At 66.9% G+C, this 15,557-nt stretch carries 9 protein-coding genes; 8 read left to right on the forward strand and 1 reads right to left on the reverse strand.

What is annotated here, in order from left to right; translation table 11 throughout:
- Positions 1 to 50: 50 nt before the first annotated feature.
- Both ACVOMC_RS05430 and ACVOMC_RS05435 read left to right on the forward strand, forming a co-directional pair.
- A complete protein-coding gene (locus tag ACVOMC_RS05430; protein WP_481523126.1) occupies positions 51 to 842 on the forward strand; it encodes an NYN domain-containing protein in 792 nt (263 codons plus the stop codon).
- 43 nt (positions 843 to 885) lie between these two features.
- Positions 886 to 1,506 carry a glutathione S-transferase family protein gene (locus ACVOMC_RS05435; protein WP_481523127.1) on the forward strand — a complete coding sequence of 207 codons (621 nt, stop codon included), beginning with the start codon at positions 886 to 888 and terminating at the stop codon, positions 1,504 to 1,506.
- A 130-nt stretch (positions 1,507 to 1,636) separates the two neighbouring features.
- Here ACVOMC_RS05435 and ACVOMC_RS05440 read toward each other — a convergent pair whose 3' ends face one another.
- The gene (locus tag ACVOMC_RS05440) at positions 1,637 to 4,756 is read right to left on the reverse strand and encodes a TonB-dependent receptor (RefSeq protein ID WP_481523128.1); all 3,120 of its coding nucleotides are present in this window, start codon (positions 4,754 to 4,756) and stop codon (positions 1,637 to 1,639) included.
- Between the two features lie 723 nt (positions 4,757 to 5,479).
- On the opposite strand from ACVOMC_RS05440, the gene ACVOMC_RS05445 reads away from it, so the two are divergent.
- From ACVOMC_RS05445 to ACVOMC_RS05470, 6 genes are all read left to right on the forward strand, one after another.
- A complete protein-coding gene (locus ACVOMC_RS05445) occupies positions 5,480 to 7,942 on the forward strand; it encodes a GH92 family glycosyl hydrolase (RefSeq protein ID WP_481523129.1) in 2,463 nt (820 codons plus the stop codon).
- 98 nt (positions 7,943 to 8,040) lie between these two features.
- Positions 8,041 to 9,102, forward strand: a complete 1,062-nt coding sequence (locus ACVOMC_RS05450) for a LacI family DNA-binding transcriptional regulator (protein WP_054659882.1) — start codon at positions 8,041 to 8,043, stop codon at positions 9,100 to 9,102.
- A 106-nt stretch (positions 9,103 to 9,208) separates the two neighbouring features.
- Positions 9,209 to 10,453 carry an L-fucose:H+ symporter permease gene (gene fucP / locus ACVOMC_RS05455; protein WP_481523325.1) on the forward strand — a complete coding sequence of 415 codons (1,245 nt, stop codon included), beginning with the start codon at positions 9,209 to 9,211 and terminating at the stop codon, positions 10,451 to 10,453.
- 6 nt (positions 10,454 to 10,459) lie between these two features.
- Positions 10,460 to 11,455, forward strand: coding sequence for a carbohydrate kinase family protein (locus ACVOMC_RS05460; RefSeq protein ID WP_481523130.1), 996 nt, complete (start codon positions 10,460 to 10,462; stop codon positions 11,453 to 11,455).
- Entirely contained in the window at positions 11,452 to 12,693 is a 1,242-nt protein-coding gene (locus ACVOMC_RS05465; protein WP_481523131.1) for an AGE family epimerase/isomerase, read from the forward strand. Before ACVOMC_RS05460 ends, ACVOMC_RS05465 begins: the two co-directional genes overlap by 4 nt.
- A 35-nt stretch (positions 12,694 to 12,728) precedes the next feature.
- Entirely contained in the window at positions 12,729 to 15,392 is a 2,664-nt protein-coding gene (locus ACVOMC_RS05470) for a beta-mannosidase (protein WP_481523132.1), read from the forward strand.
- Positions 15,393 to 15,557: the final 165 nt, after the last annotated feature.

Raw genomic sequence — 15,557 nt, forward strand, 5'->3', positions numbered from 1 at the left:
ACCGGCGATGGTCGATACTCGGGGGCCGTCCATTGCCGTGGAGCAGCGCCGTGTCCGACCCTGAAAAGCGTATCGCCGTGTTGATCGATGCCGACAACGCGCCGGCATCGAAGATCGATGAAATCCTGGTCGAGGTGGCCGCGTTCGGTGTGGCCAATGTGCGCCGCGCCTATGGCGACTGGAAGAATCCGCGGCTCAAGGGCTGGGAGAGCGTGCTGCACGAGTTCGCGATCCGGCCGATCCAGCAGTTCGCCTATTCCAAGGGCAAGAACGCCTCGGACATGGCGATGGTGGTGGATGCGATGGACCTGCTGTACGCGCGCAACCTGGACGGCTTTGCCATCGTCTCCAGCGATGCGGATTTCACCCCGCTGGTGATGCGCCTGCTGACCGACGGGGTGAAGGTCTATGGTTTTGGCGAGCAGAAGACGCCACTGGCCTTCGTCAACGCCTGTTCCAAGTTCACCTACCTGGAAGCGCTGGGCAATGACGAACCGGAGCCGGTGATCACCACGGCGCACACCGCGGCGCCGGCGGAGGCTGAAGCCACCGGCGATCCGGCACCGGCAGCACCGATCACGCCACGGCCGGGCAACGAGCTGCGCGGTGACAGCCGCCTGCTCAATCTGCTGCGCGGTGCGATCGATGCGGCCGCCGATGACCAGGGCTGGGCCAAGCTCAGTGCGGTGGGCAACCAGATCGCCAACCGCGCCTCGTTCGATTCGCGCAATTACGGCTACCGCAAGCTCAGTGATCTGCTGACGGCGGTGGGCCTGTTCGAGCTGAAGAAGGAAGGCAAGACCAGCTCGGTGCGGGTGCTGCCGCGCAAGGGCGCGCGCTGAACGCCGGCATGAGGGAGCCGCTCACACCACGGGAGGGACCCAGATGCTGAAAATCTGGGGACGGCGCAATTCCAGCAACGTGCGCAAGGTGCTGTGGTGTGCCGAGGAGATCGGCCTGCCCTATGAATCGATCGAGGTCGGCGGCGCCTTTGGCGGCACGCATACGGCCGCATACCGGGCGATGAATCCCAACGGCCTGGTGCCGGTGATCGAGGATCACGGCCTGCCGCTGTGGGAATCGAACACCATCGTGCGCTATCTGGCCGCGCGCTATGCGTTGGGCAGCCTGTATCCGGAAGAGGTGGCCGAACGCGCGCAGAGCGAGAAGTGGATGGACTGGACCAGCTCGAGCTTCGCGGTGGCCTTCCGCGACCTGTTCTGGGGCGTGGTGCGTACCGCGCCGGCCGATCGCGATGAATTGCGGATCGCCGCCGCGCTGCTGCGCTGTGGCGAGCTGCTGGCGCTGGCCGATGCCGAACTGTCACAGCGGCCATGGCTGTCGGGCGAGCGCTTCGCGATGGGCGATATCCCGCTGGGGGCCTTCGCCTATGCGTGGTTCCAGATGCCCATCCAGCGCCCGGAGCTGCCGCATCTGGCCGCCTGGTATGCGCGGCTGCAGCAGCGCCCGGCCTATCGGACCGCGGTGATGACGCCGCTGACGTAAGCGCCCGGGCGCACCGTATCGATCGGCACGCGGCCCGCGGCAGGCGATCGGCAAAAAAAACAGCCGCGCTGGAGCCAGCGCGGCTGTCGGGTGTTGCAGGTCACGCACCCGAGGGTACGGGAGCCGGGGCTTAGAACTTGAAGTTCAGGCCCAGGTACAGCTGGCGGCCGGTGTAGCTGTTGGACAGCAGGCGCGCCTTGGTGTCGTTGCCCAGGTGCACGCGCTGTTCGGACTTGGTGGCGTTCAGTACCGAGGCGGTCACCGTCAGGTCCTCGCGGATGTTGTAGGCCGCGTTGAGGTCCAGCTGGTCGTACGGCTCGGAGTAGGAGGTGAAGCCGTTGTTGAGGCCACCGACGATTTCACCACGGCGGTTGTACGAGGCACGCGCGAGGAACTTGCTGTTCTCGTAGAACACGGTGAAGTTGGCCTGGTTCTTGGCGCTGCCCACCAGCGGCGAGGAGCCGATGTTCTCGCCGTCGATCTCCACCGAAGCCAGGTTGGTGTCGTTGTAGGTGTAGTTGGCCTGGAAGCCCAGACCGAAATCGAAGGTGTACTGGCCGTACGCTTCGATACCCTGCGAGACGCCATCACGGCCGTTGGCCTGTGTGGAGTAGTTCTGCACGGTCACCGTCTGGCCGTCGACCGACATCTGCAGGTCACGCACCACCGGCACGGTGAAGTTCTTCACATCCTTGCGGAACACGCCCAGACCGGCCACGGCGCCCGGCTGGAAGTACCACTCCACGCTCAGGTCGTACTGGATGGCTTCAAACGGATCCAGGCCCTTGTTGCTGCCCGAACCGTACCAGCCCGGGTTCGGCGCGCCGCCGGCGACGCGACGGTCGTTGCTGTACTCCTCCGAGTAGTAGGTCAGGCCGCCCGGGTAGGCGATGGAGGTGTAGCTCGGACGGGCGATGACCTTGGAGGCGGCGCCACGCAGCACCACGTTGTCGGTCATGTCCCAGGCGATGTTGAAGCTGGGCAGGATGTCGGTGTAGGTCTTGTCCAGCGAGGCCATCACGTAGCTCTTCTCGCGGGCCAGCGCGTCGGGCAGACGCACAAAACCGCTTTCGCAGGTGTGACCGACCAGGCCGGCGGCGGCCGGATCGGTACAGGCCATCGGCGCACCGCTGGCGTTGTCGGCGAAATAGTCGTTGAAACGCTCGACCGAATCGCTCGACTCGGCGTGCTGCTTGGTGCGGGCCACGCGCAGGCCGACGTTGCCGCGCAGGCGCTCGGTACGGAAGTTGGCCTGGAAGTAGCCGGAGTTGACCTTCTCTTCGACGTTGTAGACGAAGTCCGACTCGCGGCGGTTGTGCATGCCGCCGTACTTGTTGTTCAGGTACTCGATGTAGGCCGGGTAGTTGATGCCCGGGAAGATGTTGGCGTCAAAACCACCGGCGATGTTGCCGATCGGCTTGGACAGGAAGAAGCCCGGCTGGGCGTCGCCGGCGGTCGGATCACAGCCCGCCTGGTAGCGGTTGTCGTCGTAGTTGCTCGGATCGGTACCCGGGCACACCCAGTAGGTGTTGCCGGTGTTGCGGTGGATCTTGCTGTCGCTGTACTTGGTGCCGAACTGGATCGAATCCAGCCAGCCGGCCTCGAACAGCTTGGTGAAGTCGGCCTGGAAGTGGTTCTGCTCCATGCTCGTCTGCATCCACGACGAATCGGTCGAGCCGGTGTCCATCTCGGCCACGCCCGCCATCAGCTGGTCCTGCAGGTCCGGCGAGAACTGCACCGACGGGGTGCCGGTGATGTCCCAGGAGGTGAACTGGTTGCCGGCCTGCCACTGGCCATCGACCTTGCGGCGCGGCTTGGCGGCGGTGCGGAAGCTCATCGACGGACCACCCTCGGACCAGGTGCGGCCGCCACCGAAGCTGGCCTTCCACAGCGTGCTGATGTCCCAGTCGATGGACAGGTCGGCGGTCTGCGACAGCGCCTTCTCGCGGCTGTAGGTGCCGGTCAGCTGCGGGGTCGGCACGGTGCAGTCGTCCGGACCCCAGCCGCCGCCCGGCAGGCCAGCGGCCGCCGCCTGGTCTTCGCTGCAGATGTAGGTCTTGCCGGCCAGCTTCTCGTACTCGGCGCCGGTGACGATGGTGCCGCTCGGATCCAGGGTGAAGCCGTTGAGCAGGCGGCCGGTTTCCCAGTTGCCGTCACCGGCCACGCGCGCCAGGTTCCATTCCGGCACCTTGAGCATGTTCTGGGTGTAGTTGCCTTCCAGCTCGAAGCGGAAGTAGTTGGCGGTCATGGTGACGTTGTCGACCGGCTTGAACTGGAACGTCAGCTGGCCGCCGGTGCGTTCACGCTTCTCGTCCTTGACCGCGAAGTTGACCGAGGTCGGCATGAAGAAGCCGGAGTAGTGGCCGCCGTTCTGGTCATAGATGCCCGAGGCGCCCCAGAACTTGGAGGCATCCGGCAGCGGGTTGCCGTTGACGTCGACCGGCGGATGCTTGGTGGTGCCGCGCTGGTTCCAGACGAAGTCGTTGATGATGTTGCCGTTGGCATCGACACGGTCGCTGTACCACTGCCAGTCTTCGGTGCTGACTTCCATGCTGCGATTGTTGCGGTTCTGCTTGGTCGCGCCGACCAGCACGCCGAAACGCTCGTCATCGCTGTGCCAGGAGTACATCGCCGAGGCCTGCGGGTCGACGCCGCTGCTGGTATCGGAGGAGGTGTACTCGACCGAGGCGAAGCCGGAGTTGGCTTCCATGTCCAGCGGACGGCGGGTGCGCAGGATCACGGTGCCGCCGATGCCGCCTTCGTCGATGCGGGCTTCCGGGGTCTTGTACAGCTCGGCGGCCGAGAGCATGTTCGACGGCAGCAGGGTGTAGTTGAACGAGCGCGAGGCTTCGTTGTTGGTTTCCGAGGAGGCGACGAAGTTGCCGTTGAGCTGGGTCAGGGTCAGGTCCGAGGCCAGGCCGCGCACGCTGACGTTCTTGCCCTCGCCACCGCTGCGGCTGATGATCACGCCCGGCACGCGCTGCAGCGCGTCGGCCACGTTCTTGTCCGGGAACTTGCCCACATCTTCGGCGGTGATCACTTCGACCACGGCGTTGGCGTCGCGCTTCTGCTCCAGGCTCTTCTCGATCGCGTAGCGGTAGCCGGTGACGGTGACGCTGTCGAGCGTGGTGGCATCGGCCGCGGCGTCCTGTGCGAACGCGCTGGCCGGCACCATGGCTACGGCAAACAGTGCGGTGGCGATCGCCGCGGACAATGCGTCGCGGCTGTGCAGCAGTGATTTGTGTTTCATGGCGCTCTCTCCCTCTCCTGGATTGAATTCGGTGTCTGTGTAAAGAATTTTTATCGATCTAAAATTTCGAGGGAAAACAGCGCGGTGAAGCCGCCGCGTTCGGCCCGGATGACGGTGGTGCCGGACGTGGCGGTTCCCTGAAATTTTTCGATCGGTAGTGACTTGTCGATTTGGATCGATCTAAACTATTGGTGGTAGATTTTTTAGCACAGCCCTTTGCTGTGTGCATGCTGCTGCGCAATAAGGCGGCAATGATCGTTGCCGCGCGGCGCGTTGTCCATTGCCGAAATGGCCGGGTCGGGGCGGAAATGCGCAAGCCCTGCCGGGCCGGGAATCGGCAAGCGCCGGACGGGCGGCGGCGCCCGTCGTCGCGGCGGGATGTTGCGCCGCAGAATGCAAATACGGGAATTGCGCGGTTTACTTGGATCGATCTAAATTCATCAGGGTCTGAATCTGGAGCGATGCAAACGCAGTCACGGCTGTCTGCGGCGGCACTGTTTCATGCTTGGTTTCCCTGTCTGATCAACACGTTGCTTGCTTTACAGGTTCGTGTGATGACGCTTTTCCAGTCCCGGTGATGCCGGTGTTGGGCGGTGCCGTTGCGGGCCTGATCCGTTTACTGATCCCGGCACTCTCTCCATCCCCCGATGGGTCGGGTATCAGCGGCCCGGTTCGCCGGGCCACCCTTTTTGCCGTACCGACATCGACCCACAGGATCCACACATGAGCCGATCGCCGCTTGCCCCCCTCGACCGTTCCGCCCGTCGCCGCGTTGCCGGTGTCGCCTGCCTGCTGGCGCTGTCGTTCGCGCCGCTGCTGCAGGCCGCGCCCACCGCGCTGGAGCGCGAGGTCAACACCTTCATCGGCAGCAAGGATGACGGCAACACGTTCCCGGGCGCATCGGCGCCGTTTGGTCTGATCCAGGTCAGCCCGATCGGCAGCCACTATTCCGGCTGGCGCTATGACGACGAGAAGATCCGCGGCTTCGGCCACTCGTTCATCTCCGGCGCCGGTTGCTGGGAGCAGGGCGGCCAGGTTTCCATGCTGCCGGTGACCGGCACGATCGGCCCCGGGGGCGATTTCGACACCGCCGATGCCAAGAGCTTTGACCACAGGAAATACGCCTCGACCTACAGCCACGACGGCGAGATCGGCCAGGCCGGCTACTACAAGGTCCGCCTGACCAGCTACGGCGGCATCGACGTGGAAACCACCGCGCGTACCCGCGCCGCCGCCGAGCGTTACACCTTCGCCGCCGGGCAGAAGGAAGGCCAGGTGCTGGTCAACGTCGGCCAGGCCAACGAGCGCCATTCGGTGATCGGCAGCGTGATCGATGTGGTCGGCGACCGCGTGGTGGAAGGCAAGCTGGTCACCAAGAGCTTCTGCGGCGGCCACCAGTACACTACCTGGTTCCGGGTCGAGTTCGACCGCCCGTTCAAGGCCCATGGTACCTGGGGCGAGGCCGGCGGCCTGCCGGGCGCGCGCCACAGCATGGAAGGCGAGGCCAAGCCCAACGGCGCCTGGCTGAGCTTCGATCTGGCCGACGGCCGCGCGGTCACCGCCACCACCGCGATCTCGCACGTCGATGCCGAAGGCGCGCGCAACAACCTGCGTGCCGATGGCATGCAGGGCGGCAAGCTGATCGGTTTCGACCGCATGCGCGAGATGTCGCAGCAGCAGTGGCGCCAGCAGCTGGCCGGGGTCAAGGTCGAAGGCGGCAGCCAGGACGACCGCACCGTGCTGTACACCGCGCTGTACCACGCGCTGCTGCAGCCGATGACCGGCAGCGATGCCGATGGTCGCTACCGTGGCTATGACGATGCGATCCATCGCGCCGACGGCTGGACCTACTACGAGTACTTCTCGCTGTGGGATACCTACCGTTCGCAGAACCAGTGGCTGGCGCTGACCCAGCCGCAGGTGGCCCGCGACATCGGCCGCACCGTGCTGGCGATCAACGAACAGGGCGGCTGGCTGCCGCGCTGGGGCTACGCCAACTTCGAAACCAACATCATGACCGGCGACCCGGTCACCCCGTTCCTGGTGGACCTGTGGCGCTTTGGTGCGCTCAAGGGCCGCGAGAACGAGGCGTGGGACGCGCTGCGCCGCAACGCCTTCGAGATGCCGCCGATCAATTCGCGCATGGCCGGCCGTTCGGGCAACGCCAGCTACCAGGCCGAGGGTTACGTGGCCTACGACCGCGCCTTCCCCTCCAAGGGTATGGACGTGGATCCGCACCACGGCGGCTCGGCGACGCTGGAATACGCGCTGGCCGACTGCTCGCTGGCGCACATGGCCGACCGTCTGGGCCATGACGCCGACGCGGCGCTGCTGCGCGAACGCGGGCGCAACTGGCGCAAGGTGTGGGATGCCACGGTGCGCGACGAGGACACCGGTTTCAGCGGTTTCCCCCGCCCGCGTGGCGAGGACGGCAACTGGTACACGCCCTCCAACGGCCACTACAGCCCGCGCTCGCAGCACGGCTTCCATGAGGGCACCGGCTGGCAGTACCAGTGGCTGGCGCAGCAGGACGTGCCGGGTCTGGTCGAGGCGATGCATGGCCGCGAGCAGGCCGGCAAGCGCCTGGATGCGTTCTTCGCCTATGACGAACTGCTCAAGGCCCCGCTGACCGCCGCGCGCAAGGAATGGGTGGTCGGCCCCTACAGCTACTACAACCAGTTCCGCTACAACCCCAACAACGAGCCGGACCTGCATGCCCCGTGGATGTACACGCTGATCGGCCAGCCGTGGAAGACCGCCACCGTGGTGCGCGCCGCGCAGCAGCTGTTCACCAACGCGCCCAACGGCGTGACCGGCAATGACGACCTGGGCACGATGTCGGCGTGGTACCTGTTCAGCGCGCTGGGCCTGTACCCGGCGGTGCCGGGCAGCGGCGAGTTCCTGCTGCACACCCCGCGTTTCAGCAAGGCGCAGATCGCCCTGGGCAACGGCCGCACCCTGAACCTGCTGGCGCCGGGCGCCGATGGTCGCGCGCTGCAGTACATCCAGAGTGTGCAGGTCGATGGCAAGCCGCAGCCGGCCGTGTGGCTGGACTGGGAGCGCCTGCAGCGCGGCGGCACGGTGACGTTCGAACTGGGCGCGCAGGCACCGGAACAGGGCTGGGGCACGGCCGTTTCCGACCTGCCGGTCTCGTTCTGCGCCGCACCGGGCAGCGTCCTGAAGTGAGCCGCCGGGTCGCCACAACCGGAGGACGGGGCACGGCCGCGACAGGTCGTGTTCAGGATCCTATAGGCTTGGCGCTCCCTGCCACCCCCGCGGACACGATGAACGACTCTCCTTCCGGCGCCAGCAGCGGCGCCCGCAAAGCCGGCCAGCGCGCCGTCACCGTCACCGACATCGCCCAGGCGGTGGGGGTGTCGCGGGCGACGGTGTCGCTGGTGCTGCGTGGCAGTCCGCTGGTCAATGTGGACACCCGTGCCAAGGTGGAGGCCGAACTGCGCCGCCAGCGTTACGTCTACAACCGCACCGCGGCCAATCTGCGCCGGCGCACCTCGTCCTCGATCGCGCTGGTGATCAACGACCTGTCCAATCCGTTCTTCGCCGAGTTCGCCTCCGGGGTGGACGAGGCGCTGGGTGACAAGGGCTATGTGACCCTGCTGGGCAGCACCGGCGAATCGCCCAAACGGCAGCAGGCGGTGCTGAGCACGCTGATGGAACACACCCCGACCGGGCTGATCCTGTCCCCGGCCGAAGGCAGCGATACCGCCCAGCTGCAGCAGGTGCTGGGCGTCAATGCCAACGTGCTGCTGTTCAACCGCGAACTGCCCGGCGCCGCGTGGGATTTCCTCACCCTGGACAACCGGCAGGGCGCCTACCTGGCGACCCGCCATCTGATCGAACAGGGGCACCGCGACATCGCGTTTTTCGGTGGCCATGGCGCCTCCAGCTCCTGCGCCCAGCGCCGTCTGGGCTACCAGCAGGCGCTGGCCGAAGCCGGATTGCCGGCGCGTCCGCACTGGCTGATCGAATCGGCACCGAACCGGCTGGAAGCGGCCGAACGCACCGGCGAGCTGTTCGAAGGCTCGGACAAACCCACGGCGGCGGTCTGCTACAACGACACCGTGGCGCTGGGACTGATGCTGGGCCTGACCTCGCGCGGTATCCGTCCCGGTACCGATTTCGCGGTGACCGGTTTTGACGATATCTCCGAGGCGGCCGTGGCTGTGCCGCCGCTGACCACCTTGACTGCCGATCCGCGCGAACGTGGCCGCCAGGCCGCGGCGTTGCTGCTGCAGCGTCTGGACACCCCCGACGCGGCACCGATGCGCACCGTGGCCCCGGTGCAGCTGCGTGTGCGCGAAAGCAGCGCAGCGCGTTTGACCTGATCCCTTTCCTTTCCCGTCATCAACCCGCAGAGGCGCTTACCGCATGCCGATTCCATCAACACCGCTGCCGTCCAGGGCATCGTCCGCGCCCGTGGTCAACACGCGGATGGCCTTGTGGGTGGCCACCAGCATCTTCTTCATGTGGGGCTTTCTCACCTGCCTCAATGACATCCTGATCCCGCACCTGAAGGCGGTGTTCGAACTGAACTACGCCCGCGCGATGCTGGTGCAGTTCACCTTCTTCGGCGCGTACTTCCTGATGTCGCTCCCGGCCGGGCGGCTGGTCGCGCGGCTGGGCTACAAGCAGGGCATCGTCGCCGGTCTGGTGATCGCCGGGATCGGCGCGCTCGGCTTCTGGCCGGCGGCGGAACTGCGCATCTACGGCGCCTTCCTCGGCGCGCTGTTCGTGCTGGCCACCGGCATCACCGTGCTGCAGGTGGCTGCCAACCCGTATGTCGCGCTGCTCGGGCCCGAGCGCACCGCCTCCAGCCGGCTGACCCTGGCGCAGGCGCTGAACTCGCTGGGCACGGCGATCGCGCCGATCTTCGGTGGCCTGCTGATCCTGGGCAACACCGTCAAGAGCGCCGACGAGCTGGCCGTGCTGCCGCTGGCCGAACAGGTCGCCTACCGCACCGCCGAAGCACAATCGGTGCAGGGCCCGTACCTGGGTCTGGGTATCGCGCTGTTTGCCCTGGCGCTGTTCGTGTTCCTGTTCCGCCTGCCGGCATTGACCGAGAACAGCGAGCAGGCCGACAGCGCTCGCCACAGCTACGGCGACGCGCTGCGCCATCGGCACCTGCTGTTCGGCGTACTGGCTATCTTCTTCTACGTCGGCGCCGAAGTGTCCATCGGCAGCTTCCTGGTCAACTACCTGTCGCTGCCCAACATCGGCGGTTTCAGCGAACAGGAAGCCACCCACTACGTGTCGCTGTACTGGACCATGGCGATGGTCGGCCGCTTCGCCGGCTCGGCGCTGCTGGTGCGGTTCTCGCCGCGCAAGCTGCTGGCCCTGTTCGCGCTGGTCAACGTGGGCCTGCTGGCCCTGACCATGGGCAGCCAGGGCAAGGTCGCGCTGTACTCGGTGGTGGCCACCGGCCTGTTCAACTCGATCATGTTCCCGACCATCTTCGCGCTCGGCATCGAGCGTCTGGGGCCGCTGACCAACAAGGCGTCCAGCCTGCTGATCATGGCCATCGTCGGTGGCGCGCTGGTGCCGTTCCTGCAGGGCCTGCTGGCCGACCGCATCGGCGTGCACCATTCCTTCGTATTGCCGTTGCTGTGCTACGGCTATGTCATTTTCTACGGCCTGGTCGGTTCCCGCTCCAGTGTCGGCAACAGCCAGGGAGGCTGAGGCCAGATGGGCAAGATTGTTTGTTTCGGCGAAATTTTGATCGATCTACTAGCGCAGCCGCCGGCCTCGCCGGAGACCCCGCGCGCGTTCCTGCAGTACGCCGGTGGCGCGCCCGCCAACGTCGCCGTTGCGGCGGCCAAGCTCGGTGCCAGCAGCCATTTCGCGGGCATGGTGGGGCGTGACATGTTTGGCGACTTCCTGGTGGAAAGCCTGGTCGAAGCCGGGGTGCAGACCGACTGCATCGTGCGCACCGACGCGGCCAAGACCGCGCTGGCGTTTGTCGCGCTGGACGCCCATGGCGAGCGCAGCTTCAGCTTCTACCGCCCGCCGGCGGCGGATCTGCTGTTCCGCAGCGAGCACTTCACCGCGGCCTGCTTCGACGACACCGCCTGCTTCCACGCCTGCTCCAACAGCCTGACCGAGCCGGCCATCGCCGAGGCGACCTTCGCCGGCATGGATCGCGCCCGCGCCGCCGGTGCGGTGGTCAGTCTGGACCTGAACCTGCGTCCGGCGCTGTGGCCGGCCGAGGTCGATCCGACCCCGTGGCTGTGGCAGGCGCTGGAACGCGCCGACCTGATCAAGCTCTCGCGCGAGGAACTGGACTATCTGGCGCAGCCGCTCGGCGCCGACGGCGATGCGCAGGTGCTCAAGCGTCTGCTCGCCGCACAGGCGCGCTGGGTGATCGTCACCGATGGCGCCGGCGCATTGCGCTGGTACACGCGCGAGGATCAGGGCGTGGTGCCGAGCTTCACCGTGAAGACGGTCGACACTACCGCGGCCGGTGACGCCTTTGTCGGCGGCGTGCTGTTCGGCCTGACCGAGCGTGGCGGGGCCGGCAGCGGCTTTGCCGCGTTCTGCGCCGATGCCGACGCCATCACCGCCACCTTGCGCTTTGCCGCCGCGGTTGGCGCGCTGGCGGTCACCCGCAAGGGCGCCTTCGCCGCCATGCCTTCTCTGCAAGATGTGCAGCAGCTGCTGCAGCAACAGGATGCCCTCGCATGACCACCACGCCCGACTTCCGCTCCCCGGCCTTCCTGCGCGCGCATATCGCCGACACGATGGCCTTCTACCACCCGCGCTGTATCGACCCGCAGGGTGGCTTCTTCCACTACTTCCGTGACGACGGCAGCGTCTATGACGCCGGCCACCGCCACCTGGTCAGCAGTACCCGCTTCGTCTTCAACTACGCCATGGCTTACCGCGAGTACGGCAATGCCGAGTACCTGGAGGCGGTGAAACACGGGGTGGATTACCTGCGCAACGTGCACCGCAATCCGGCCACCGGCGGCTACGCCTGGACGCTGCGCGATGGTGCCGTCGAAGACGACATGAACCACTGCTACGGCGTGGCCTTCGTGCTGCTGGCCTACAGCTGCGCGCTGAAGGCCGGGATCGAGCAGGGCCGTGAGTGGATGGACGAGACCTGGCAGCTGCTGGAGCGTCACTTCTGGGAACCGCAGCACGGCCTGTACCGCGACGAGGCCGACGCGAACTGGAACTTCACCGGCTACCGTGGCCAGAACGCCAACATGCACATGTGCGAGGCGATGCTGGCCGCGTTCGAGGCCAGTGGCGAACAGCGCTATCTCGACCGCGCGCTGCAGCTGGCCGACAACATGACCCGCAAGCAGGCCGCCAAGGCCGGCGGTCTGGTCTGGGAGCACTACGACACCGACTGGAACATCGACTGGAACTACAACCTGGACAACCCCAAGCACCTGTTCCGGCCGTGGGGTTTCCAGCCCGGCCACCAGACCGAATGGGCCAAGCTGCTGATGATCCTGGACCGCCATGTCGATGCCGACTGGCTGGTGCCCACCGCCGCGCACCTGTTCGACAACGCGGTGGCCTGTTCCTGGGACGAGGCACGCGGCGGCCTGTACTACGGCTTCGCGCCGGAGACCCGCCGCCAGCCGGGCATGGACGGCGCGCCGATCGGTGGCGACAGTTTCGTCTGCGATGACGACAAGTACTTCTGGGTGCAGGCCGAGTCGCTGGCCGCGGCCGCGCTGCTGGCCCAGGGCACCGGTGAGGCGCGCTACTGGCAGTGGTACGACAAGCTGTGGGCCTATTCGTGGGAGCATCTGGTCGACCACACCTACGGCGCCTGGTTCCGCATCCTGGACGCGGACAACCGCAAATACAGCGACGAGAAGAGCCCGGCTGGCAAGACCGATTACCACACCATGGGCGCCTGCCACGAAGTCTTGAATGTGGTCCGCGAGGGCGTGCCGGGCTGAGTTCCGGCGCGTACAGGACAGCCAACGGAGGCAGCATGCAACAGCGGTCGCATCAACATTTCCAAGCGGTAGCGCCGCGACTGGGCTGGGTGCGACGCGCACTGGCCGCCTGTCTGCTGTGCGGTCTGGCCGGCGCCGCGCTGGCCGCGCCGTTGCAGGCGCAATGGAGCTTCCGGCTGCTGCCGGGCGATGCGCAGCTGTCCGCGCATCCGGGCATGGATACGTGGCGTGCGGCCACGGTGCCGGGCAGTGTGCATACCGATCTGATGGCCAATGGTGTGATCGGCGATCCCTACGTCGGTGCCGCCGAGGCGGGGCTGCAATGGATCGGGCTGGGCGACTGGGAATACCGCGCGCGCTTTGATGTGGATGCGGCCACGCTAGCGCGTCCGCATGCCGAGCTGCGCTTCGATGGACTGGACACTTTTGCCGAGGTCAGCCTCAACGGCCAGCCGCTGCTGCAGGCCGACAACGCGCACCGCACCTGGCGCGCGCGGGTGGACGGGCAGCTGCGCGCCACCGGCAACGAGCTGCAGATCGTGTTCCGTTCGCCGATCCGCATGCTGCTGCCGCAGGTGCAGGCAATGCCGCACAAGATCGCCGGCAACTATCCTTCGCCCTATGGGGATGAACCCAAGGACGCGATGGTCGGCAACTTCGTGCGCAAGCCGGCCTATCACTTCGGCTGGGACTGGGGCCCGCGCTATGTCACCGCCGGGGTCTGGCGGCAGGTGCATATCGACAGCTGGGATGACCAGCGCATCACCGATCTGGCGGTGCGCACCGACGCGCTGGATGCCGAACGCGCTGCGCTGAGCGTGCTGCTGCAGGTCGAACACAGTGCGGCCGCCGGTACGGTGCCAGTGGCGCTGGCGGTGCTCGATCCGGAGGGAAAACCGGTGGCGCAGCTCCGCCGCCAGGTCGCGCTGCAGCCGGGCAGCACCACGCTGGAGCTGCCCGTCGAAATCACCCGGCCGCGGCGCTGGTGGCCGGTCGGCTACGGCGCGCAGGACCGCTACACCGTGCAGGTGCGCATCGGCAGCGGTGTGGGCGAGGCGCTGTCTTCCAGCATCCGCACCGGCCTGCGCACGGTACAGCTGCAGCGTGACGAGGACGCCGACGGCGGCCAAGGCTTTGCCTTCGTGATCAATGGCGTGCCGGTGTTCGCCAAGGGCGTGAACGCCATTCCGTTCGACGCGTTCCCGTCCCGGGTGACGCGCGAGCGCCTGCGCCGCGAACTGCAGAGCGCGCGCGACGCGAACATGAACATGGTCCGCAACTGGGGCGGCGGCTATTACGAGAGCGAGGACTTTTTTGACCTCGCCGACGAACTGGGCCTGCTGGTCTGGCAGGACTTCATGTTCGGCGGCGGCATGCAGCCCGGCTTCGATCCGGCCTTCCGCGCCAATGTGGTGGCCGAGGCGCGCGACAACATCCGCCGTCTGCGGCATCACCCCAGCATCGTGCTGTGGTGTGGCAACAACGAGGAAGAGACCGCCTGGAAGGATTGGGGCCACGGCAAGACCTTGAAGGAGGCCGACCCGGTGTTCGCCGATAAGGTCTGGCAGGGCTATGTGGAGCTGTTCGGCAACGACCTGCGCGCAGTGGTGGCCGAAGAAGGCCTTGGCGTGCCGTACTGGTCCAGTTCGCCGAGCAACGATCTGGACACCAAGGCCAACGACTCGCGGCGCGGTGACAAGCACTACTGGGACGTCTGGGGCGGGCCGGCGCTGCCGCCGACCGCCTACCTGAAGGAAACCCCGCGCTTCATGTCCGAATACGGGCTGCAGGCCTGGCCGCAGCAGTCCACGGTGGATGCCTTCGCCACGCGTGACGAGCAGCAGATCGACGGGCCGGTGATCCGCGCCCACCAGAAGTTCATGGCCGGCGAGGGCAACGCGCGCCTGCTGCATTACATCGCGATGGAATACGGCACGCCGCGCTCGTTCGCCGACTTCGTCTATCTGGGGCAGGCCATGCAGGCCGAAGGCATCGCGCTGGCCGCGCTGCACCACCGTGCCTCGCGCCCGTACACGATGGGCTCGCTGTACTGGCAGCTCAATGACGTGTGGCCCGGCGCGTCGTGGTCGAGCGTGGACTACTACGGCAACTGGAAGGCGCTGCACTACCACGCCCGCCGGTTCTTCGCCGAGGTCGCGGTGGCGGCGCTGCGTGATGAGGGCAACACGTCGGTGAGCCTGCTCAACGATGGCCTGCAGCCGCTGCCGGCGCAGTGGCGGCTGCGCGTGCTCGATTTCGACGGCCGCGTGCTGCAGCAGCGCGAACAGGCGCTGACGCTGGCGCCGCAGTCGGCTACCGCGGTGGCGCGGTTGAGCGATGCCGAACTGCTGCAGGGCGCCGACCCGCGCCGCAGCGTGGCGGTGTTCGATCTCATGCGCGACGGGACGTTGCTGGCGCAGCGGCTGGTGTACTTCACCGCCGCCAAGGACCAGGCACTGGCGGCCGGTCAGCTGCAGACCGAGCTGCGTGCGGTGGGCGATCACCACGTGCTGCAGCTGCGCAGCGCCGGGCTGGTGCGGGGGATCTGGATCGGTTTCGACAAAAACGTGGCCAGCGTCGAGGACAACGCCTTCGACCTGCTGCCGGGCCAGAGCCGCGAGCTGGTGGTGCGCGGCGCCGCGGATCTGGCGACCCTGCGCAAGGCGCTGCAGGTGCGCACGCTGGGCGACACGCTCTAGCTGCTTCCGCCCCCGACAGTTGCACCTGTTCCGGCCGGCCTGCACAGGGTCGGCCGGTGCTTTTTTTGTCTGTAGGCCGGGCAACGCCAACGGCCGCACCCGGGAAACCCCGCCGTGCCGGCATCGAGCAAATCCCGGCTGCGCTTCGCTTACCCGGGCGACAAC

The sequence above is a fragment of the Stenotrophomonas sp. STEN014 genome (genome assembly GCF_056760315.1).